At 70.1% G+C, this 19,589-nt stretch carries 19 protein-coding genes; 1 reads left to right on the forward strand and 18 read right to left on the reverse strand.

Annotation, left to right across the window (positions count from 1 at the left end; all coding sequences use genetic code 11):
• Position 1: 1 nt before the first annotated feature.
• The 18 genes from HLB44_RS16490 to HLB44_RS16575 all read right to left on the reverse strand — a co-directional run bounded on the left by HLB44_RS16490 (position 2) and on the right by HLB44_RS16575 (position 18,707).
• Positions 2–1,165 carry an ATP phosphoribosyltransferase regulatory subunit gene (locus HLB44_RS16490; protein WP_173124468.1) on the reverse strand — a complete coding sequence of 388 codons (1,164 nt, stop codon included), beginning with the start codon at positions 1,163–1,165 and terminating at the stop codon, positions 2–4.
• A gap of 87 nt (positions 1,166–1,252) precedes the next feature.
• Complete coding sequence (locus tag HLB44_RS16495) at positions 1,253–1,438, reverse strand: DUF2065 domain-containing protein (protein ID WP_173124470.1); 186 nt, start codon at positions 1,436–1,438, stop codon at positions 1,253–1,255.
• Between the two features lie 21 nt (positions 1,439–1,459).
• A complete protein-coding gene (gene hflC, locus HLB44_RS16500; RefSeq protein ID WP_173124472.1) occupies positions 1,460–2,383 on the reverse strand; it encodes a protease modulator HflC in 924 nt (307 codons plus the stop codon).
• A gap of 15 nt (positions 2,384–2,398) precedes the next feature.
• Positions 2,399–3,667: an FtsH protease activity modulator HflK gene (hflK, locus tag HLB44_RS16505; protein ID WP_425500814.1), complete on the reverse strand. Its 1,269-nt coding sequence runs from the start codon at positions 3,665–3,667 to the stop codon at positions 2,399–2,401.
• Positions 3,645–4,886, reverse strand: a complete 1,242-nt coding sequence (hflX, locus tag HLB44_RS16510; protein ID WP_343051400.1) for a GTPase HflX — start codon at positions 4,884–4,886, stop codon at positions 3,645–3,647. Before hflX ends, hflK begins: the two co-directional genes overlap by 23 nt.
• Positions 4,887–4,938: 52 nt before the next feature.
• On the reverse strand, positions 4,939–5,181 hold the full coding sequence (gene hfq / locus HLB44_RS16515) for an RNA chaperone Hfq (protein WP_173124476.1): 243 nt from the start codon (positions 5,179–5,181) through the stop codon (positions 4,939–4,941).
• Positions 5,182–5,264: 83 nt separating this feature from the next.
• On the reverse strand, positions 5,265–6,602 hold the full coding sequence (gene der / locus HLB44_RS16520; RefSeq protein ID WP_173124478.1) for a ribosome biogenesis GTPase Der: 1,338 nt from the start codon (positions 6,600–6,602) through the stop codon (positions 5,265–5,267).
• Positions 6,603–6,716: 114 nt separating this feature from the next.
• Entirely contained in the window at positions 6,717–7,829 is a 1,113-nt protein-coding gene (gene bamB / locus HLB44_RS16525) for an outer membrane protein assembly factor BamB (protein ID WP_173124480.1), read from the reverse strand.
• The gene (locus HLB44_RS16530; RefSeq protein ID WP_173124482.1) at positions 7,826–8,500 is read right to left on the reverse strand and encodes a YfgM family protein; all 675 of its coding nucleotides are present in this window, start codon (positions 8,498–8,500) and stop codon (positions 7,826–7,828) included. Before HLB44_RS16530 ends, bamB begins: the two co-directional genes overlap by 4 nt.
• Positions 8,501–8,539: 39 nt before the next feature.
• Positions 8,540–9,850 (reverse strand): histidine--tRNA ligase, encoded by a 1,311-nt coding sequence (hisS, locus tag HLB44_RS16535; protein WP_173124484.1) that lies wholly within the window; start codon positions 9,848–9,850, stop codon positions 8,540–8,542.
• A gap of 100 nt (positions 9,851–9,950) precedes the next feature.
• Positions 9,951–11,270 carry a flavodoxin-dependent (E)-4-hydroxy-3-methylbut-2-enyl-diphosphate synthase gene (gene ispG, locus HLB44_RS16540; RefSeq protein ID WP_173124486.1) on the reverse strand — a complete coding sequence of 440 codons (1,320 nt, stop codon included), beginning with the start codon at positions 11,268–11,270 and terminating at the stop codon, positions 9,951–9,953.
• Entirely contained in the window at positions 11,267–12,145 is an 879-nt protein-coding gene (locus HLB44_RS16545) for a helix-turn-helix domain-containing protein (protein ID WP_173124488.1), read from the reverse strand. The genes ispG and HLB44_RS16545 overlap by 4 nt, the downstream gene beginning before the upstream one ends.
• Positions 12,138–12,956: a type IV pilus biogenesis/stability protein PilW gene (gene pilW, locus HLB44_RS16550; protein WP_173124490.1), complete on the reverse strand. Its 819-nt coding sequence runs from the start codon at positions 12,954–12,956 to the stop codon at positions 12,138–12,140. The genes HLB44_RS16545 and pilW overlap by 8 nt, the downstream gene beginning before the upstream one ends.
• Complete coding sequence (gene rlmN, locus HLB44_RS16555) at positions 12,953–14,113, reverse strand: dual-specificity RNA methyltransferase RlmN (RefSeq protein ID WP_173124492.1); 1,161 nt, start codon at positions 14,111–14,113, stop codon at positions 12,953–12,955. The genes pilW and rlmN overlap by 4 nt, the downstream gene beginning before the upstream one ends.
• Before the next feature lie 25 nt (positions 14,114–14,138).
• On the reverse strand, positions 14,139–14,564 hold the full coding sequence (gene ndk, locus HLB44_RS16560; RefSeq protein ID WP_173124494.1) for a nucleoside-diphosphate kinase: 426 nt from the start codon (positions 14,562–14,564) through the stop codon (positions 14,139–14,141).
• 89 nt (positions 14,565–14,653) lie between these two features.
• Positions 14,654–16,726, reverse strand: a complete 2,073-nt coding sequence (locus tag HLB44_RS16565; RefSeq protein WP_173124496.1) for a pseudouridine synthase — start codon at positions 16,724–16,726, stop codon at positions 14,654–14,656.
• On the reverse strand, positions 16,723–17,469 hold the full coding sequence (gene scpB / locus HLB44_RS16570; protein ID WP_173124498.1) for an SMC-Scp complex subunit ScpB: 747 nt from the start codon (positions 17,467–17,469) through the stop codon (positions 16,723–16,725). Before scpB ends, HLB44_RS16565 begins: the two co-directional genes overlap by 4 nt.
• A 269-nt stretch (positions 17,470–17,738) precedes the next feature.
• Positions 17,739–18,707 carry an RluA family pseudouridine synthase gene (locus HLB44_RS16575; protein WP_173124500.1) on the reverse strand — a complete coding sequence of 323 codons (969 nt, stop codon included), beginning with the start codon at positions 18,705–18,707 and terminating at the stop codon, positions 17,739–17,741.
• 67 nt (positions 18,708–18,774) lie between these two features.
• Between HLB44_RS16575 and HLB44_RS16580 the strand changes: the two genes are divergently transcribed.
• Positions 18,775–19,587 (forward strand): outer membrane protein assembly factor BamD, encoded by an 813-nt coding sequence (locus HLB44_RS16580; protein ID WP_173124502.1) that lies wholly within the window; start codon positions 18,775–18,777, stop codon positions 19,585–19,587.
• The last annotated feature ends 2 nt before the right edge of the window (positions 19,588–19,589 follow it).

A 19,589-nucleotide genomic window follows, 5' to 3' on the forward strand; every position in this document is an offset into this window, starting at 1 on the left:
TCTACAGCGCGTGCAGCACCCAGCGGCCGTCGACGGCCACCAGCTCGCGATCGCAGTCGAATTCCTCGCCCTCGTGCTCGTGGCCGGGCAGGATGCAGACGACGGTCTCGGCTTGTTCGCGCAAGCTGCGGATCGCACTGCGCAGCCCGGGGTCCTCGCCCCAGGGCGCGCGGATCGCCATGCGGCGCGGCTGCGGCGCGGCGACCGCCACCAGCGTCTTCAGGTCGGTGCTGAAGCCGACTGCCGGCCGGGTGCGACCGAACACGGCGCCGACTTCGTCGTAGCGCCCGCCTCGCAGCACGGCATCGCTCGCGCCATCGACATAAACCGCAAAGCGCACGCCGCTGTAGTAGCCGTGGCCGCCGATGTCGGCGAGGTCGAAGCCGATGCGTACCTCGGCATGCGCGCGCCGCACGTGGCTCGTGAGCCAGGCCATGTCGTCGAGGGCCGAGTGGATCAGCGGGCGCTGCGGCAGCTCGCGCCGCGCGGCGTCGAGCACCGTCTCGTCGCCGTAGAGGCCGGGCAGCGCCAGCAGGCCGCGCCGCGCGTCCTCGGGAAAGTCGTGCGACAGGCGGCGCAGCTCGCCCACGTCCTTGATGGCCATCGCGGCGACCACCTCGCCCAGCTGCGCCGGTTCGAGCGTCACGCCGGCGAGAATGCCGCGCATGATGCGCGCGTCGGCCAGGTCGAGCACCATGCGCGTCAGGCCGGCGATGCGCAGGCCGTCGAGTGCCAGGTCCTGCACCTCGAGGTCGGCCTCCAGGCCGGCGTGGCCGTAGATCTCGGCACCGAGTTGCAGCGGCTCGCGCGTGCTGTGCGCGGCCTGCGGCCGCGCGTGCAGCACCGGCCCGCAATAGCAAAGGCGCGTCACGCCATGGCGATTGAGCAGGTGCGCATCGATGCGCGCGACCTGCGTCGTGCTGTCCGCCCGAACGCCGAGCGTGCGGCCGCTCAACTGGTCGACCAGCTTGAAGGTGCGCAGGTCGAGCTCGCGGCCGGTGCCGGTGAGCAGTGAATCCAGATGCTCGAGCAGCGGGGGCATCACCAGCTCGAAGCCGTAGCCGCGCGCCATGTCGAGCAGGCTGCGCCTGAGCTCCTCGATGCGTCGGGCCTCGGCAGGCAGGACATCGGCAATGTGCTCGGGCAACAGCCAAGCAGACGACATGAGGAAATCCGGGGGGATTAAAAGCGGCATTGTACTGGCCGCCATCGAGGCGATTTTCGCGCCCCGACCGGCCGCCGGCCGGCGTGATCAGCGCCAGATCGCCAGCAGCAGCAGACCGATCAGCATGCTGGACAAGCCGAGAAAACGAATCTGGCCGTCGCTCATGCGAATCGCGCGCTCGAAGACCTGGCGCCAGGTGCCGGGGCTGAAGAACGGCAGCAGTCCCTCGACGACCAGCACCAGCGCCAGGGCACCCAGCAGCAAGTCACCCATGCGCGCGGCGGGACGCGGGCGTCAGCGCCGCGGCGCCGCGGGAGCCGCCGCAGCGGCCGGCGGGGCGACGCCGGCACTGCTGCCCGGCCCGCGCATCGCCTTGAAGAAGTCGCTCGACGGATCGACGACCATCACGTCGCTGCGATTGCGGAAGCTGGAGCGATAGGCCTCGAGGCTGCGGTAGAACTGCGCGAACTGCGGATCGCGGCCGAAGGCATCCGCGTACAGCAGCGAGGCCTTGCCATCGCCCTCGCCGCGCACCTTCTGCGCGTCGCGATAGGCCTCGGCGATGATGATCTCGCGCTGCTTCTCGGCATCGGCGCGGATCTTCTCGGCCTCGGCAGCGCCCTGCGAACGCAGCTCGTTGGCGACCTGCTTGCGCTCGGACTCCATGCGGCGGTAGACCGAGTCGGTGATGTCGGCGACGAAATCGACGCGCTTGATGCGCACGTCGACGATCTCGATGCCGAAGGACTTGGCCTCGTCGACGAGGCGGTTGCGAACGTCCTGCATCACCTTGTCGCGCTCGGCGGCGAGCACGCCGCGCACGGTGCGCTTGGTGATTTCCTCGTTGAACGCCGCCTGCACCACCGGGCTCAGCCGGCCCTCGAGGTTGCGGATGTCGGTGCCGTTGTTGCGGATGAACTGGCGCGGCTCGACGATGCGCCACTTCACCAGCCAGTCGATCACCAGGCTCTTCTTCTCGGCGGTGAAGATCGGCCGCGTCTCGGGGCTGTCCAGCGTCTGCACGCGCTTGTCGAGGAACACGACGTTCTGGAACGGCGGCGGCAGCTTGGCCTTCAGGCCCGGCTCGGTGATGACTTCCTTGATCTCGCCGAGCGCGTAGACCACCGCCACCTGGCGCTGGTCGACGACGAACAGGATCGACGACGCCAGCATCAGCATGATCAAGATGCTGGCAATGATGAGTCCGATGCGATTCATGTTCTTGTCTCGTCCTCAGCGGCCGTCGCGGTCGCGGCTGCGGCTGCCGTCGCGCGCGCGGGCGTCGCCGCTGGCGCTCGGCTCGGTCTGCTGCGCGGCCGGCATCGTCGGCGGCGCAGCCGGAGCCGCCGTGGTGGCGCCGGCCTGCTGCAGCAGCTTGTCGAGCGGCAGGTACAGCAGGTTCGAGCTGCCGCGGGTGTCGACCAGCACCTTGCTGACGTTGGAATAGACCTGCTGCATCGTGTCGATGTACATGCGGTCGCGGGTGACGGCGGGCGCCTTCTGGTATTCGGTCAGCACCGAGCGGAAGCGTTGCGCATCACCCTCGGCCTGCGCGATGACCCGTTGCCGGTAGCCCTCGGCCTCCTCGCGCAGGCGCGCAGCGGTACCGCGCGCCTTCGGGATCACGTCGCTGGCGTAGGCCTGGCCTTCGTTCTTGAAGCGGTCGCGATCGGCGCCGGCCTTCACCGCGTCGTTGAACGCCGCCTGCACCTGCTCGGGCACCTGCACGTTCTGGACGTTCACATTGACGATCAGGATGCCGGCCTTCAGTCGGTCGAGCTGCGACTGGATCGACTTGACGAGATCGGCGGCGATCGCATCGCGCGCCTCGTAGAGCACCGAGTCGACCTTGCTGCGGCCGACGATCTCGCGCACGGCCGATTCGCTGGCCTGCTCGACCGCCTTGTCCGGATCGCGGTTCTCGAAGAGATAGTTCTTCGCTTCCTTCAGGCGATATTGCACCGTGAAGCGGATGTCGATGATGTTCTCGTCCTGCGTCAGCATCGACGAGTCGCGCAGGCCGGTGGTCTGGCCGATGCTGTTGCGGCCGACGTCGAGCGAGCGCAGCTGCGTGACGGCGACCGTGTCATGGGCCTGGAACGGATACGGGAAGCGCCACTGGAAGCCGGCGTCGACCGTCGAGCTGTAGCGGCCGAAGGTCGTGATGATCGCCTGCTGGCCTTCCTGCACGATGAAGAAGCCGCTGCCGGCCCAGATCACCAGCACGACGAAGCCGATCAGGCCGATGCCGACGCCGGCGTTCTTCATGTCGGGCTGGAACGACGACGGCCCGTCCTCGCGCGGCTCGGGTGGCTGCTTGCCGCCGCCGCGGCCGCCGAACAGGCCACCGAGCTTGCGATTGAAGTCGCGCCACAGCTCGTCGAGATCGGGCGGGCCTTCGTTGCGGCCGTTGCTCATCCACAGCCCGGCAAAGCGCCGGCGCAGCAATGCGCGGACGCCGCGCGGCGCGGCAACGGGGTCAGCGGAGTGGGGTGAAGGCATGCTCATTGGGCGGCGATGGTAACCCGGGGTCTTGCGCCGAAGCGCCGATGGATGCGGCCACAACTGGGGCCAGCGCAGGTGGAATCAAGCCTTCCGGCGAGGCGGCACGCGCCAGCAACGCGCGCAGCTCGTCGAGTCCCTGCCCTTCGAGCGCGCTGACGAAGACGCGCGGCACCCACAGCCCCGGCTCGCGCTCGACCCAGTCGCTCAGCGCGCGCGGCGGCGGCTGCACCAGGTCGAGCTTGTTGTAGACCAACACCTGCGGGATGTCCTGGGCACCGATCTCGGCCAGCACGCGCTCGACTTCGTCGCGCTGCTCCTGCAGCAGCGGGCTCGCGGCGTCGACGACGTGCAGCAGCAGGTCGGCATCGGTGGCCTCCTGCAGCGTGGCCTGGAAGGCCTCGACCAGCTTGTGCGGCAGGTCGCGGATGAAGCCGACGGTGTCGGACAGCGCCACCGTGGTGCCGAGCGCTTCGAGGTACAGCGAACGCGTCGTCGTGTCGAGCGTGGCGAAAAGCTGGTCGGCGGCATAGGCGCGCGCCTTGACCAGCGCGTTGAACAGCGTGGACTTGCCGGCGTTGGTGTAGCCGACCAGCGAGATGCGGAAGCTGCCGCTCTTCTGGCGCGCACGGCGCTGCGTATTGCGCTGGCGCTTGACCTTCGCGAGGCGCGCCTTCACCGATTTGATGCGGTCGCCCAGCATGCGGCGATCGAGCTCGATCTGCGCCTCGCCCGGCCCGCCGCGATGGCCGACGCCGCCACGCTGGCGTTCCAGGTGTGACCAGCGCCGCACCAGGCGCGTCGCGACGTACTGCAGCCGCGCCAGCTCGACCTGCAGCTTGCCTTCATGGCTCTTCGCGCGCCGCGCGAAGATTTCCAGGATGAGCGCGGTGCGGTCGGCAACCTGCACGCCCAGGTGGCGTTCGAGGTTGCGCTGCTGCGCCGGCGACAGCGCCTGGTCAAAGATCACGCCGTCGGCACCGTGCGCGATCACCAGCGCCTTGATCTCATCGGCCTTGCCGCTGCCGACGAAGAGCGCGGCGTCGGGCGCATTGCGGCGCGCGATGACGCGCGCGACGGTCTCGTCGCCGGCGGATTCCGCCAGCAGCGCGAGCTCGTCGAGCGTCGGATCGAAGGAATGCCCGGTGCCGAAGTCGACACCGACCAGCACGGCGCGCGCCGGCCCATCCGGCCGGTCCGCGGGCGGCGCCGCATCCACCCTCTCGTCGAGGTTCAAGGTGTCGGAGGTCGGACTCGAGCCGGCGTGGGCATCAGCCTTGGTCGGCCTGGTCGTTGGCGTGGAAGTTGACCGGACGGCCCGGCACGACGGTCGAGATCGCGTGCTTGTAGACCATCTGCGTCACGGTGTTGCGCAGGAGAACGACGTACTGGTCAAAAGACTCGATGTGCCCCTGCAGCTTGATGCCGTTGACGAGGTAGATCGAGACCGGTACATGCTCCTTGCGCAGCAGATTCAGGAAGGGGTCTTGTAGGAGTTGCCCTTTGTTCGACACGATATGCTCCGTGTTAAGAGTCAAGATACGCCGCACCTTAACACATCAGGGTATTCATGGGGGCCGCGTGAGAGCGCATTCACTCAGCGCTCCTTGTCCTCGTCGAACGGATTGTGCGAGGACCTCAATTCGATGCGCAACGGCGTACCGACCAGCTTGAAGTGGTCGCGCACGCGGCCTTCGAGGTAGCGCTTGTAGGCATCGGTCACGTGCTCCAGCGCATTGCCGTGCACGACGACGATCGGCGGGTTCATGCCGCCCTGGTGCGCGTATCGCAGCTTGGGCCGGAACATGCCGGCGCGCTTTGGCGCCTGGTGCTCCACCGCCTCGCGCAGCAGCCGCGTCAGCACCGGCGTCGGCAGCTTGCGCGTCGCCGACGCATGGGCGTCGCCGATGGCCTTCCACAGCGGCCCCAGGCCTTGCCGCTTCAGCGCCGAGATCGGCAGCACCGGCGCGAATTTCAGGAACGGCAAGCGCTGTTCGACCGAGCGCTCGAACATCTGGCGCTGGTAGCTGTCGACCGCATCCCACTTGTTGACCGCGATCGCCACCGCGCGGCCGGACTCGAGGATGTAGCCGGCGATGTGCGCATCCTGTTCGCTGACGCCCTGCGTCGCGTCGACCAGCAGCACGACGACGTTGGCATCGGCGATCGCCTGCAGTGTCTTGACGACCGAGAACTTCTCGATCGCCTCGAAGACCTTGCCCTTGCGGCGCAGGCCCGCGGTATCGATCAGCTCGAAGCGCTGCCCGTTGCGTTCGAAGGGCACGTGGATCGCGTCGCGCGTCGTGCCGGGCTGGTCGAAGGCCACCAGGCGCTCCTCGCCGAGCCAGGTGTTGATCAGTGTCGACTTGCCGACATTCGGGCGACCGGCGACCGCCAGGCGGATCGGTGCACCCTCGTCCGGCTCGGCGGCTTCTTCGTCTTCCGGGAAGTCCTGCAGCGCGATCTCGACCAGGCTGCGGATGCCCTGGCCGTGCGCCGCCGAGACCGGAATCGGGTCGCCGATCCCGAGCTCGTGGAATTCGGCGAGCGCCGGCGACTCGCTCATGCCCTCGGCCTTGTTGACCGCCAGCAGCACGCGCTTGCCGGCGCTGCGCAGGTAGCGGGCGATGTCATGGTCCTGGCCCGAGACGCCGGTGCGCGCATCGACGACGAAGACCACCGCGTCGGCCTCGGCGACCGCGGCCTGCGTCTGCTTGGCCATCTCGGCGACGATGCCGGTCGGCTTCTCGGGCTCGAAGCCGCCGGTGTCGATGACGATGTACTCGCGCCCACCTTGGCGCCCGTCGCCGTAGTGGCGGTCGCGCGTCAGCCCGGCGAAGTCGGCAACGATCGCGTCGCGCGACTTGGTCAACCGGTTGAACAGCGTCGACTTGCCGACGTTCGGCCGGCCGACGAGCGCGATGACGGGTTTCATGTCAGTGCCGCCCGGCCGCCCGAAGGCGGTGACGCGCCCCAGGGATCCCGCAAGGGATCCTTCGGATCCGTGGGGGCAGCGAACGAAGTGAGCGTGGGGGCTTTCATCCTGCCGTCACTCGGGCCGGAAGGCGAACAGTCCGCCGTTGCGGGTGACGACGAGCATCGTCGTGCCGGCCAGTGCCGGTGCGCCGACGATCGGCGAACCGTCGGTCGGCAGGCGCAGCAGCGTCTTGCCGTCCTCGCGGGCGAGGAAGTGCACCTGGCCCTCGCCGTCGCCGAAGACGACGGTGCGGCCGGTGCTCAACGGGGCGCTCAAGTCGCGGTGCAGCAGCCGCTCGTTGGTCCACGCGGTATCGCCGCTGGCGGTGCGCCACGCGGTGATGCGGTCCGACGCATCGGCGCCAAAGACCAGATCGGCGTCGCCGCCGACGCCGTTCTGGCCGCCGCCCAGGCGGCTCCAGCGCAGCGAGGTCGTGTTCGCGGCGATGCAGCCGACGGCGGACTGGAAGGCGCGCGCACAGACCGTGTCGCCGACGCGCAGCGCCGGCCCGACCAGGTCGTTCAGGCGCTCGACCTCGTTGGTGCCGCGGGGCGAGGTGACCGGCACGTCCCAGCGCAGCGTGCCCTTCAGCGGGTCGAGCCCGACCAGCGAGGCGCCCTGCCCCGTCAGCAACGTGTCCTTGTAGGCCGCCAGCACACCGGGCTGCGCCAGCGTCAGCGGCTCGCCGGTGCGGCGATAGGTCCACAGGCGCCGGCCGTCGAGCGCATCGAAGGCATGCACGACGCGGTCGACGCCGATCACGAAGACCCGTTCGCCGGCGACCAGCGGCGAGGTCGTCGTGCGCGACGACAGCGCGGCTGTCCACAGCCGCTTGCCGCGCTCGAGCACGACGAGCTCGTTGTTCTGCGTGACCACCGCGGCAAAGCGGCCGTCGCTGCCGACGCCGGCCGCAACGCGGCTGCCGGCCTCGCCGCGCCACAGCTCGCGGCCGCTCTGCGCGTCGAGCGCGACCACGCTGCCGCCGGTCGATGCGACGACGAAGGCGCCATCGCGCACCGTCACCTGCATCGGGAACTGCACGCCATCCAGGCGCGCGCTCCACACCTGCCGGCCGGCGATCTGCGGCGTCACCGCTTCGAGCGGCGTCGGCTTCGGCTTGTCGGTGCTCGAGCAGGCGGCCAGCAACGCCGCGCCGATCAGGACCAGCGGGACCAGACGGGTCATCGAGCCGCTCCCGAAGCGGCGGCGGACGCCGCCGGCGCGGCGCCGAGCGCGGTCAACTTGGCATCGACCAGGCGCCGGTAGTCGAGCTTCTCGTCCATCGCCTTGTAGGCGGCCTGGTAGGCGGCCTTGGCCTCGTCCTTCTTGCCCTGCGCGAGCAGCACGTCGCCGCGGCGGTCGGCGACCAGCGCCGCGAACTCCGGCGCGCTAGCGCCGGCGAGCTGCTTCAGCGCTTCGTCGTACTGCTTGGACTCGAACAGCACGCCGGCCAGGCGCAGCCGGGCGATCGTGCGGTACTCGTCCTCGCTCGCGTGCTCGGCGACCCAGGCCAGCGCGGCGCGGGCCGGGTCGGCCTGGCCCTTCTCGCTCAGCAGCTTCGCGGCCAGCAGGCCGCCTTGCTGCGCGAACGCGGTGCGCGGATAACGTTCCTTCAGGTCATTGAAGGCCTGGCCGCCGCGCGCGGCATCGCCGGAAGCGACCGCCTGCTCGAGCGCCTCGTACAGCGCGCCGGCTTTCTTGCCCTGTTCGCGCTGGTACCAGTTCCAGCCGTTCCACGCCGCGAAGGCCAGCATCGCCAGCGTCAGCACGCCGGTGATCAGGTTGCCGTACTGCTTCCAGAAGGCCTTCAGTTCGTCGAGTTGTTCCTGCTCTTGCAGGTCGAGTTGTTTCGCCATGGCGCGCCCCTGTGGAGGCCGTTCTCGGAAAGGGAAGGATTATGCGTTGCGCAGTTCGCGCGCCCAGGCTGCCACCTCGGCCAGCGGCCGCAGCGTCTGCGCCAGGCCGGCCTCGCGCAAGGGCTTGATCGCGACCATGCCTTGCGCCAGCTCGTCGGCGCCGAAGACCAATGCAAAACGCGCGCCGCTGGCATCGGCTCTCTTGAACTGCGCCTTGATGCTGCCACCGCCCGCGTGCATCAGCACCGCGAGTCCCTGCGCCCGCAAGGCCTCGATCGTGACCAGCGCGCGCGGCAGCGCCGAGGCATCGCCGATCACCGCGTACGCGTCCGGCGCGGCGTCGGGGACGGCCAGGCCGAGCTCCTGGATCAGCAGCAGCAGGCGCTCGATGCCGAGCCCGAAACCGACCGCCGGCGTCGGCTTTCCGCCGAGCTGCTCGAAGAGCCCGTCGTAGCGCCCGCCGCCGCACACCGTGCCTTGCGAGCCGAGCTGGTCGGTGACCCACTCGAAGACGGTCAGGTTGTAGTAGTCCATGCCGCGCACCAGGCGCGTATTGACGCGGTACGCGAGGCCGGCCGCGTCGAGCGCCGCCTTGACGGCATCGAAGTGCGCCAGGGTCTCGGGCCCCAGGAAATCCATCAGCCGCGGCGCTGCATCGACCAGTGCCTGCATCGCCGGATTCTTGGTGTCGAGGATGCGCAGCGGATTGCTGTGCAGGCGGCGCCGCGCGTCCTCGTCGAGCTGCCCGGCGTGGGCCTCGAAATAGGCGACCAGCGCGTTGCGGTGCGCCAGGCGCTCGGCCGGCTGGCCCAGGCTGTTGAGCTCCAGACGCACATGCTGGCCAACGACCAGGCCCAGCTCCTGCCACAGCCGGCGCACCATCAGGATCAGCTCGACGTCGACATCCGGCCCGGCGAAGCCCAGCGCCTCGACGTCGAGCTGGTGGAACTGGCGGTAGCGGCCCTTCTGCGGCCGCTCATGGCGGAACATCGCGCCCATCGTCCACAGGCGCAGCGGGCCGTTGTACAGCGCGTTGTGCTCGACCATCGCGCGCACGATGCCGGCGGTGGCCTCGGGGCGCAGCGTCAGCTGGTCGCCGTTCATCGCATCGACGAAGGAGTACATCTCCTTCTCGACGATGTCGGTCACCTCGCCGAGCCCGCGCACGAAGAGCGCGGTCGGCTCGACGGTCGGCGTCAGCAGGTACTGGTAGCCGTAGCGGCCGAGCACCGAGCGCACGGTGGTCTCGAACCAGGACCACAGGGCGCTGTCGGGCAGCTTGTCCTTGCGCGGGACGCTGCCCGGCAGGATGTCGTTCATGCCCTTGATGGCTTTCAGGACGTTGCTCATGTTCGCGTGGGAGTCCGTGCCGCCAGGGGCGGCACGCGGTGAAGGGTCGGGATGCGCGCCGGTCGGCGCGCAGGCTGCTAACGTGGCATCGGCGCGGCCGTCAATGGGCCGCGGTGACCGAGCCGAAGCGGCGCTCGATGTAGTCCTCGACGATGCGGTGGAACTCCTGGGCGATCCCCTCGCCGCGCAGCGTCAGCGCCTTTGCGCCGTCGATGAACACCGGCGCCGCCGGCGCCTCGCCGGTGCCCGGCAGGCTGATGCCGATGTCGGCGTGCTTGCTCTCGCCGGGGCCGTTGACGATGCAGCCCATCACCGCGACCTTCAGGTTCTCGACGCCCGGATAACGCGCCTTCCACACCGGCATCATCGCGCGCAGGTGGTCGTCGATCTGCTTGGCGAGCTCCTGGAAGGTGGTGCTCGTGGTGCGGCCGCAGCCGGGGCACGCGGTGACGCTGGGGTTGAAATGCCGAAAGCCGAGCGATTGCAGGATCTCCAGCGCGACCACCACCTCCTGCGTGCGCGCCTCGCCCGGCTGCGGCGTCAGCGAGACGCGGATCGTGTCGCCGATGCCCTGCTGCAGCAGCTGGCCGAGCGCGACCGCCGACGCCACCGTGCCCTTGGTGCCCATGCCGGCCTCGGTCAGCCCGAGGTGCAGCGCGTAGTCGCAGCGTTGGCTCAGCGCCTGGTAGACGGTGACCAGGTCCTGCACGCCGCTGACCTTGCAGCTGATGATGATCTGGTTCGGATCGAGGCCGAGCTCGGCGGCCCAGCCGGCCGACTGCAGCGCCGATTGCACCAGCGCCTGGTACATCACCTGCTTGGCATCCCACGGCGTCGCGCGGCGCGCGTTGTCGTCCATCAGCGCGGCGAGCAGCTCCTGGTCGAGCGAGCCCCAGTTGACGCCGATGCGCACCGCCTTGTCATGGCGGACCGCCGCCTCGATCATCTGCGCGAACTGGCGGTCGCGCTTCGCGCCCTTGCCGACGTTGCCCGGGTTGATGCGGTATTTCGACAGCGCGGCCGCGCAGTCCGGATACTCGGTCAGCAGCGTGTGGCCGTTGTAGTGGAAGTCGCCGATCAGCGGCACATCGATGCCCATGCGGTCGAGCTGCTCGCGGATCGCCGGCACGGCCTTCGCTGCCTCGGGCGTATTGACCGTGATGCGCACCAGCTCCGAGCCGGCGATCGCCAGTTCCTTGACCTGGATCGCGGTCTCGATGACGTCGACGGTGTCGGTGTTGGTCATCGACTGCACGCGCACCGGCGCGTCGCCGCCGATCGTCACCAGGCGATCACCCCAGCGCACGCGGGCCTGGCGCGTGCGGCGCGGCGGCACGGCGGCGGCAACGATCGGCTGCGCGTCGTCGTCGTCGCGCAGCGCGGGGTTCCGCGAATCGGTGGAAGCTTCCGGTCGTGTCATGGCAACTCGATGTTGAGCACGTTGTCCCGCGTGCGCGAGGCCAGGTCGACCGACTGGCCACGGTCCAGCAGCTCGGTGCCGCGCACGTTGCCGATGCGCAGGCGGTACGGGCGCGGGCCCACCAGCTCGAAAGTCTCGCCGGCCTGCAGCGTGCGCGCGAGCAGCGTCTGCCCCCGGCCATCGACCGCCTGGATCCAGCTGGCCTGGACGGCGCGCACCTGTGCACCGGCGCCGGCGACGGCCGGCGGCACGCTGGCCGGAACCGATGCGCCCGGCAGCGGGTTCGGCGGCAGCGCGACGGCGCTGGCCGGGACCTCGTCCACGACGGTTGGCGCGGCGGGCACGATCGCGGAGGTGGCCGGCGTCGTCGATGGCGTCTCGATCACCGTCGTCGTGGGCGCGGCGATCTGGGTTTCGTCGCCCCCGCCGGGCAGCCAGCGGCCCCACCAGGCGTTTGGCGCCAACACGAACGCGGCAGCGGCCACCAGCAGCAGCAGCGCGAGCCACAGCGCCGGCTGGCGCGGCAGCAGCCATTCGGTCGGCACCATGCGCGCGGGGCGCTCGCGGAAGGGCGTGTTCAGCCCGTTGTCGACCTTGTCCAGCGCGGCCGGCGCGCTCGACGGCAGCTGGGCCAGCACCGGCTGGGCATCGATCTTCAGCACGCGGCAGACGCTTTGCGCCAACGCGCGCGCGAAGGTCGCATCGGGCAATTCGTCGTAGCGCCCGGCTTCGAGCGCCTCGAGCTTGGCCGGCGCGACCTTGATCGAGGCGGCCAGCGCCGCGATGTGCAGGCCCTGGCGCTGCCGTGCCGCACGGATCAAGGCCCCGGCGCCGACGGCCGGCGCTTCGGTTTGATCGAGGGACGGCTCACTCATCGAAACGCCCCCGGTCGAGCAGCACCAGCTCGGGCGCCTGCGGGAAGCGCGCACGCATGCGCTCGCCGTACTCGCGCACGCCCATCGGGTTGCCGAGCTTGTGCTCGATGCGCGCCGCGAGCCACAGCGTCTGCGCGTTGGTGTTGTCGGGCACCGCGTTGACGCGGCCGATGTAGAAGCGCGCGCGCGTCAGCTCGCCGCGGCGCAGCAGCACGTCGCTCAGGTTCAGCGCCGTGCCGGGGTTCGCCGGGTCGAGCTCGTACGAGCGCATCAGCGAGGCCTCGGCCTCGAGCCACTGGCCGGCACGCGCCTGGCAGACGCCGCGCGCGGCATACGTGCGCGGCGCATCGCGGTACTGCGGCTGCGCGAGCGCCTGGTTGAACTGCCCGACCGCGTCGGCAAAGCGCTGGCGCTGGCACAGGAACCAGCCGTAGTTGTGCAGCGCGTCGGCGTCGCGGCCGTTGATCTGCAGCGCGCGTTGGAAACTCTCCTCGGCCTGGCGCTCGTCGCCGAGCGCGGCATGGATCAGCCCGCGCAGGTTGTACGCCGGCGCGTGGTTCGGGATCGACGCGAGCGAGCGCCTGACCTCCTCGAGCGCGGTGTCGTACTGACCCTGCGAGTAGTAGGCGCTGGCCAGCTGCAGCCGGACCTGCGCGCGGCGCTCGGCTTCCTGCGGATCGGGGGCCGCCGTGCCGCGCCGTTCGACCGACGGGTTGGGTGTGGAGGTGGACACGCAGCCGAGTAGCACGCTGCCCGAACCGGCCACGCAGACGAGCCAGACGGCGATGCCGCGCAGCGGACTTCGGATCATGACGGCGAACCCCGCTTGCTCGTGGTGGAAGGCGCCTCGGCGATGCGGATCACCGGCCGCGTCAAACGCTCGTTAGCCCGCGTTCGGTCCTGCACTTCGCCGGCCAGCTGGCCGCAGGCGGCGTCGATGTCGTCGCCGCGCGTCTTGCGCACGGTCGTCACGACGCCGGCGTCCTGAAGCACCTTCGCGAAGGCCGTCACGCGCTCGCGCGCGGAGCGCTTCAGGCCCGAGGCCGGGAACGGGTTGAACGGGATCAGGTTGAACTTGCAAGGCACCGGGTGCGCGGCACGCGGCCCGGCGACCAGCGCGAGCAGCTCGCGCGCGTGCTCCGGCGTGTCGTTGACGCCGTCGAGCATGCAGTATTCGAAGGTGATGAAGTCGCGCGGCGCGGCATCGAGGTAGCGTGCGCAGGACGCCAGCAGCTCGGCGAGCGGGTACTTCTTGTTCAGCGGCACCAGCTGGTCGCGCAGCGGATCGTTCGGCGCATGCAGCGATACCGCCAGCGCCACCGGGCAGTCGGTGCGCAGCCGCTCGATCATCGGCACGACGCCGGAGGTCGAGACCGTCACGCGGCGGCGCGACAGGCCATAGCCGTGGTCGTCGAGCATCGTGCGCAGCGCGGGCACCAGCGCCGCGTAGTTCTGCAGCGGCTCGCCCATGCCCATCATCACCACGTTGTCGATCGCCCGTTCGCCCGCCGCCAACTTCAGGCGCTGGCGCAGGTGGTGCTCGGCATGCCAGAGCTGGGCGACGATCTCGCCGGTCGAGAGGTTGCGGCTGAAGCCCTGGTGGCCGGTCGAGCAGAAGCGGCAGCCGACCGCGCAGCCGGCCTGCGACGAGATGCACAGCGTGCCGCGATCGTCTTCCGGGATGAAGACGGTTTCGACCGCATCGCCCGCGCCGACATCGAACAGCCACTTGATCGTGCCGTCGGCCGAAGCCTGCTCGCTCAGCATCGACAGCGGCCGGATCACCGCCGCGCCGGCGAGCTTGTCGCGCAACGACTTCGCGAGGTCCGACATCTGCGTGAAGTCGGCCGCGCCCTTCTGGTGGATCCAGCGAAAGAGCTGGACGGCGCGAAAGCGCTTCTCGCCCAGCCCTTCACAGTACGCGGCGAGTCCGTCGAGATCGAAATCGAGCAGGTTGACGGGATTCACGACCGCTTCAGTGCCGCGGATGCTTTCAGCGGCTGTAGACGTTCATGCCCGGGAAGAAGAACGCCACTTCGATCGCGGCGGTCTCCGGGGCGTCCGAACCGTGCACGGCGTTGGCGTCGATGCTGTCGGCGAAATCGGCGCGGATGGTGCCCTTCTCGGCCTTCTTCGGATCGGTCGCGCCCATCAGGTCGCGGTTCTTGGCGATCGCGTTGTCGCCTTCGAGCGCCTGGATCATCACCGGGCCCGAAATCATGAACTCGACCAGGTCCTTGAAGAACGGACGCGCCTTGTGCACGGCGTAGAAGGCCTCGGCCTCGCCGCGCGACAGGTGAGCCATCCTGGCCGCGACGATCTTCAGGCCGGCGCCTTCGAAGCGGGCGTAGATCTGGCCGATCACGTTCTTCGCCACGGCGTCGGGCTTGATGATCGAGAGCGTGCGTTCGAGGGCCATAAAGTTCTCCTGAATCAATGACTTGGGTAAACCCAATATTCTAGCCGGCGCGGATGACTGCACCGGTGGCGGCGCGACTGAAGGCCCTGTCAGCGCCCGCCGCCGCGCCGCTTGCCGCGGCCGCCGCCGCCGCCCTGCTGCTGGAATTTGCGCACGAAGGCATCGGCGCCGATGTAGCCGACCGAGGTCTTCATCGGATCGGGCTGACCGCCGCCGTCGCCGCCACCTTGCTTGTTGCGGCCACCCCCGCCGCCGCCGCCACCGCCGCCGCCGAAGCCACGCTGCTTCTGCACGAAGCGCTTGTCGTAGGTCTGCTCGAGCGGGTTCGGGATCGGCCCATCCTCGGAATACTCGCGGCGCGGCTGGCGCGCCTCCTTGATCGCCCGCTTGTCGAAGGTCTGCTGCAGCGGGTTGGGAATCGGTCCGCCCTCGCCCGGCTCACGGCGCTCGACGATCCGATCGCCGCCGCGGTCGATCCGCTCGCCGCGATCCGGACGGTCGACGCGCTGCTCGTTGCGGTCATTGCGGTCATTGCGGCCACCGCGGCGGTTGCGGCGCGGCTTGCCGGGGCCGTCGCCCTGGCGCGGACCCTGGCCTTGACCCTGGCCTTGACCCTGGCCCTGACCCTGGCCCTGACCTTGTGCAGGCTGACCGTCGCGGCCACCGGCCATGCGGCGCAGCTCGCGCACCTCGGCCTCGTTCAGGTCGACCCACACGCCACGCTTCAGGCCGCGCGGCAGCACGACGCAGCCGTAGCGGATGCGGATCAGCCGGCTGACGGTCAGCCCGACGCTGTCGAAAAGCTTGCGCACTTCGCGGTTCCGCCCTTCGCTGATGACGACGCGGTACCAATGGTTCGCGCCCTCGCCGCCGCCGTCGGCGATCGACTTGAATGCCGCGCGCAGGCCGTCGATCTCGATGCCTTCGAGCAGCGTCTCGCGCGCTTCCTCGTCGAGCGTGCCGAGCACGCGCACGGCGTACTCGCGCTCGACGCCGAAGCGCGGATGCATCAGCTGGTTCGCCAGCTCGCCCGAGCTGGTGAACAGCAGCAGGCCCTCGGTGTTGATGTCGAGGCGCCCGACCGACTGCCACTTGCCTTGCGGCAGCCGCGGCAGGCGGCGGAAGACCGTCGGCCGATGCTGCGGGTCGTCGTGCGTGACGACCTCGCCGACCGGCTTGTGATAGGCCAGCACGCGCGGCAGCGGCGGCACGATGCGCACCTTGACCGGCTTGCCGGCGACCTTGATCTGGTCGCCGAAGGAGATGCGCTGGCCGACATGCGCCGGCTGGCCGTTGACGGTGACTCGGCCGTCGGCAATCAGCTGCTCCATGTCGCGCCGCGAGCCGATGCCGGCCTGCGCGAGCACCTTGTGCAGCTTCGGCGCATCCGGCTCGGCGGCCAGCACGCGGCGCTCGGGGATCGCTTCGATGTCCTCGGACGGCAGCGCGTCGTAGGCCCCTGACAACACATCGGCGAAGGTCTCGCCGGCGTCGACGGGCGGCAGCGGCGCCGCCGGTGCCGCAGCAGCTTCGTCGGCATCGTCCTCGTCGTCGTCCGCATCGGCGTCGGCGTCGCTGAGTGCGACGGCGGCCGGCGGCTCTGCCGCGCCCTCGGCCACGCCTTCCGGCAACGCGCGATCGGCACCACCGCGACGGCCACGGCGGCGACCGCGATTGCGACGGCGCGCACCGTCGCCACCTTCGTCGCCCTCGGCACCCTCGCCCGGCGCGGAGTCAGCCGCTTCGGTCGACGCCTCGTCGCGCGGGCCGGCATCGCTCGGGGCAGCGACGGCATCGGCCACCGACACCGTGGGCGGGACCTCGGCCGGCGCAGCGGGCAGCGGCGCTTCGAACACCACTGGCGCAGGCATCGCCTCCACCACCGGGGGCGCGGCGGCTTCGGCCGCTGGCGGAAAATCCTCGACCACCGCGGCCTTGCGGCGCGTGCGCTTGGGCTTCGCCGGCGCCTCGTCGGCCACGGGTGGCGTCGGATTCTCGGCGACGTCGGTCGCCGCTTCGGCCGCGATGGCCTCGGGCTCGGCGTCGGGCTTGGGCGCGGCGCGACGGCGGCGCGGCTTCGGTGCCGCGGGGGTGTCGGCCGCGGTATCGGCCGGCGTGCCGGGTTCCTCGGGCTGAAGCGGATCGGTGTCTTGCGGGTTCATGCGTGCGAGGCGGGGGAAAGATTTTCGGGCGGAGCGACGGTGTCGTCGGACGGGGGCGCCGTGTCGTCGGCGGACGCGGAGGGATCGGTGGCCGCAGCGGCATCGCTGTCGGCGGGCGCCGCATCGCTGTCGGCGGGCGCCGCATCGAGCGGCAGCGCGGCCTGTCCATCGGCCACCTCGGGCAGCAGCATCGCCTGGCCTTCGGGCGTCGCTGCGAGCGCTGCGGCGGTGGGCGGCCCTTCGATGGCCGGCAATTGGTCGAGGCTGGCGAGGCCCAGGTCGTCGAGGAACTGGCGCGTCGTGGCGTACAGCGCCGGTCGGCCCGGCGCTTCGCGGTAGCCGATCGCTTCGATCCAGCCACGCTCCTCGAGCTGCTTGACGATCTGGCTGCTGACGGTGACGCCGCGAATGTCCTCGATGTCGCCGCGCGTCACCGGCTGGCGGTAGGCAATGATCGCCAGCGTCTCCATCGTCGCGCGGGAATAACGCGGCGGCTTCTCGGGATGCAGGCGATCGAGGAAGACGCGCATCTCGGGCCGGCTCTGGAAACGCCAGCCCGTGGACAGCGCGACGAGCTCGACGCCACGGTCTTCCCAGTCGCGCACCAACTCGTCGAGCAGGCTGCGAATGGTGTCGGCGCCGACCTGCTCGTCGAACAGGCCGCGCATTTCGCGCAGGGGCATCGGCTGCTGCGCGCAGATCAGCGCGGTCTCGAGGACACGCTTGGCCTGCAGGGTATTCATGAACCTCTGTTCATCGGTGCCGGCGCTCACGCGCGGCGGACTTCATCGCAAGTTGCGGATCGAATGGGTGCGGGCCCGACTGCGAAGCCCCTGCACGACTGCGGTATCTGATGGCAGATGGGGCGGCAGCTTCGCTGCGGGCCCCGATGGCCCTGCGCCAAATCCTGGCGTCTTCCGGGCGGCCTGGCTTGATGGACCAGAGCCCTCGGGACTCCGGCCGTGAAGCGCTAAGCTCGTCGCGGCATTGTAGCCTCAACGTCGCGCGCCGCTCATGTGCCGTGGATCTGCCGCCACGCGGCGGCGAGATCCGCCGGCAACGGTGCCGTGAAAGCCAGCACGCTCGAAGCAACGGGATGCGCGAACGCCAGCTCGGCGGCGTGCAGCGCCTGGCGTTGCATGCCCAGCGCCGGCCGCCCGCCGTAGACCGCATCGGCGACCAGCGGCAAACCCTGGTGCGCGAGGTGCACACGAATCTGGTGCGTGCGCCCGGTGTGCAAGCGGCAACGCAACGCGCTGAAGCCGTCCTGCAGCGCGAGGCGCTCGACATCGGTGCGCGCCGGCTTGCCACCGGCGACGACGGCCATGCGCACGCGCGAGACCGGATCACGGCCGATCGGCGCCTCGATGCGCAGCTGCGTCCACGCTGCACTGCCATGGGCCAGCGCCAGGTAGACGCGCTTGACCTCGCGCGCCGCGATGCTGCGCACCAGCCCGGTCATCGCCGGCAGCGTCTTCGCGACCACCATCAGCCCGCTGGTGTCCTTGTCGAGCCGGTGCACGATGCCGGCACGCGGCAGATTCGCCGCGCCCGCGTGATGCGCGAGCAGGCCGTTCAGCAGCGTGCCGGACCAGTTGCCCGCGGCCGGATGCACGACCAGGCCGGCCGGCTTGTCGACCACCAGCAGATGCTCGTCTTCGTGCACGATCGCCAACGCCATCGGTTCGGGGCGGAAGGCCTGGCTCTGCGCGGTCGGCACGAGCTCGAAGCGCAGGCGCTGGCCGGCGCGCAGCTTGCGGGCCGGTACGCTCTGCGCCGCGCCATCGAGCTGCACGTGACCGCCGGCGATCAGCTGCTGCAGGTAGCTGCGCGAGAACTCCGGCGCCAGCGCGACCAGCCCCTTGTCGAGCCGCTGGCCGTGCAGCGACGCATCGATCACGCTTTCGCGCCACTCGCCAGCCGCTTCTTCGGGCTCGCCGGCCTCGCCGGGCAGCGGGTCGGGCGCTTCGGTATCGGACATTAGAATCCCATGCTTTGCTTCTACGCCAGGAAGGCGGCGCGCGTCTGCAGCGCCGCCGCTGCCAACGATGAGCTTCTTCCAGCTTGTGCGCCTGAAGGCGCTGCTCACCCCGCTGTTGGTGGCCGCGATGGCCCTCGCGGCCGGCTGCGGCTCCGACCCCAAGCGGGACGGGCGCGATGACGTCGAGAAATTGTATGCAGACGCGCGCGACGACCTGAACTCGGGCAGCTACGACAAGGCGATCAAGACGCTCGAGCGCATCGAGGGCCGCGCCGCCGGCACGCTGCTGGCCCAGCAGGCGATGCTCGACATGGCCTACGCGCAGTGGCGCACCGCCGAACGCGTGCAGGCGATCGCCACGCTCGACCGCTTCATCAAGCTGAACCCGTCGAGCCCGGCGCTGGACTACGCGCTGTACCTGAAGGGCATCGTCAATTTCAACGACAACATGGGCATGCTCGGCACGCTCGCGCGCCAGAACCTGTCCGAGCGCGACCAGCAGGCCTCGCGCGATGCCTACCAGGCCTTCGGGCAACTGGTCGAGCAGTTTCCGGCGTCGAAGTACAGCGCCGACGCGAAGCTGCGCATGGACTACATCGTCAACTCGCTCGCCGAGCACGAAGTGCATGTGGCGCGCTACTACTTCCGGCGCGGTGCCTTCCTGGCGGCGGCCAACCGCGCACAGCAGGTCGTGCGCGACTACCCGCAGGCGCCGGCCAACGAGGAAGCGCTTTACCTCATGGCCGTCAGCTATGAGCGCCTCGGGCTGACGGCGCTGCGCGACGACGCCGACCGCGTGCTGAAGAAGAACTTCCCGAAGAGCCGCTTCGTGGAGGGCGGCGAGCGCGTCTCGGATCGCCCCTGGTGGAAATTCTGGTGAGC

Source organism: Pseudaquabacterium terrae (assembly GCF_013266755.1).
Classification (GTDB): Bacteria; Pseudomonadota; Gammaproteobacteria; order Burkholderiales; family Burkholderiaceae_C; genus Pseudaquabacterium; species Pseudaquabacterium terrae.

What these genes read in the sequence shown, in the direction of transcription:
- HLB44_RS16490 (WP_173124468.1), bottom strand. Translation starts at nt 1,165, where the DNA reads ATGTCGTCTGCTTGGCTGTTGCCCGAGCACATTGCCGATGTCCTGCCT.
- HLB44_RS16495 (WP_173124470.1), bottom strand. Translation starts at nt 1,438, where the DNA reads ATGGGTGACTTGCTGCTGGGTGCCCTGGCGCTGGTGCTGGTCGTCGAG.
- hflC (WP_173124472.1), bottom strand. Translation starts at nt 2,383, where the DNA reads ATGAATCGCATCGGACTCATCATTGCCAGCATCTTGATCATGCTGATG.
- hflK (WP_425500814.1), bottom strand. Translation starts at nt 3,667, where the DNA reads ATGCCTTCACCCCACTCCGCTGACCCCGTTGCCGCGCCGCGCGGCGTC.
- der (WP_173124478.1), bottom strand. Translation starts at nt 6,602, where the DNA reads ATGAAACCCGTCATCGCGCTCGTCGGCCGGCCGAACGTCGGCAAGTCG.
- bamB (WP_173124480.1), bottom strand. Translation starts at nt 7,829, where the DNA reads ATGACCCGTCTGGTCCCGCTGGTCCTGATCGGCGCGGCGTTGCTGGCC.
- HLB44_RS16530 (WP_173124482.1), bottom strand. Translation starts at nt 8,500, where the DNA reads ATGGCGAAACAACTCGACCTGCAAGAGCAGGAACAACTCGACGAACTG.
- hisS (WP_173124484.1), bottom strand. Translation starts at nt 9,850, where the DNA reads ATGAGCAACGTCCTGAAAGCCATCAAGGGCATGAACGACATCCTGCCG.
- ispG (WP_173124486.1), bottom strand. Translation starts at nt 11,270, where the DNA reads ATGACACGACCGGAAGCTTCCACCGATTCGCGGAACCCCGCGCTGCGC.
- HLB44_RS16545 (WP_173124488.1), bottom strand. Translation starts at nt 12,145, where the DNA reads ATGAGTGAGCCGTCCCTCGATCAAACCGAAGCGCCGGCCGTCGGCGCC.
- pilW (WP_173124490.1), bottom strand. Translation starts at nt 12,956, where the DNA reads ATGATCCGAAGTCCGCTGCGCGGCATCGCCGTCTGGCTCGTCTGCGTG.
- ndk (WP_173124494.1), bottom strand. Translation starts at nt 14,564, where the DNA reads ATGGCCCTCGAACGCACGCTCTCGATCATCAAGCCCGACGCCGTGGCG.
- HLB44_RS16565 (WP_173124496.1), bottom strand. Translation starts at nt 16,726, where the DNA reads ATGAACCCGCAAGACACCGATCCGCTTCAGCCCGAGGAACCCGGCACG.
- scpB (WP_173124498.1), bottom strand. Translation starts at nt 17,469, where the DNA reads ATGAATACCCTGCAGGCCAAGCGTGTCCTCGAGACCGCGCTGATCTGC.
- HLB44_RS16575 (WP_173124500.1), bottom strand. Translation starts at nt 18,707, where the DNA reads ATGTCCGATACCGAAGCGCCCGACCCGCTGCCCGGCGAGGCCGGCGAG.
- HLB44_RS16580 (WP_173124502.1), top strand. Translation starts at nt 18,775, where the DNA reads ATGAGCTTCTTCCAGCTTGTGCGCCTGAAGGCGCTGCTCACCCCGCTG.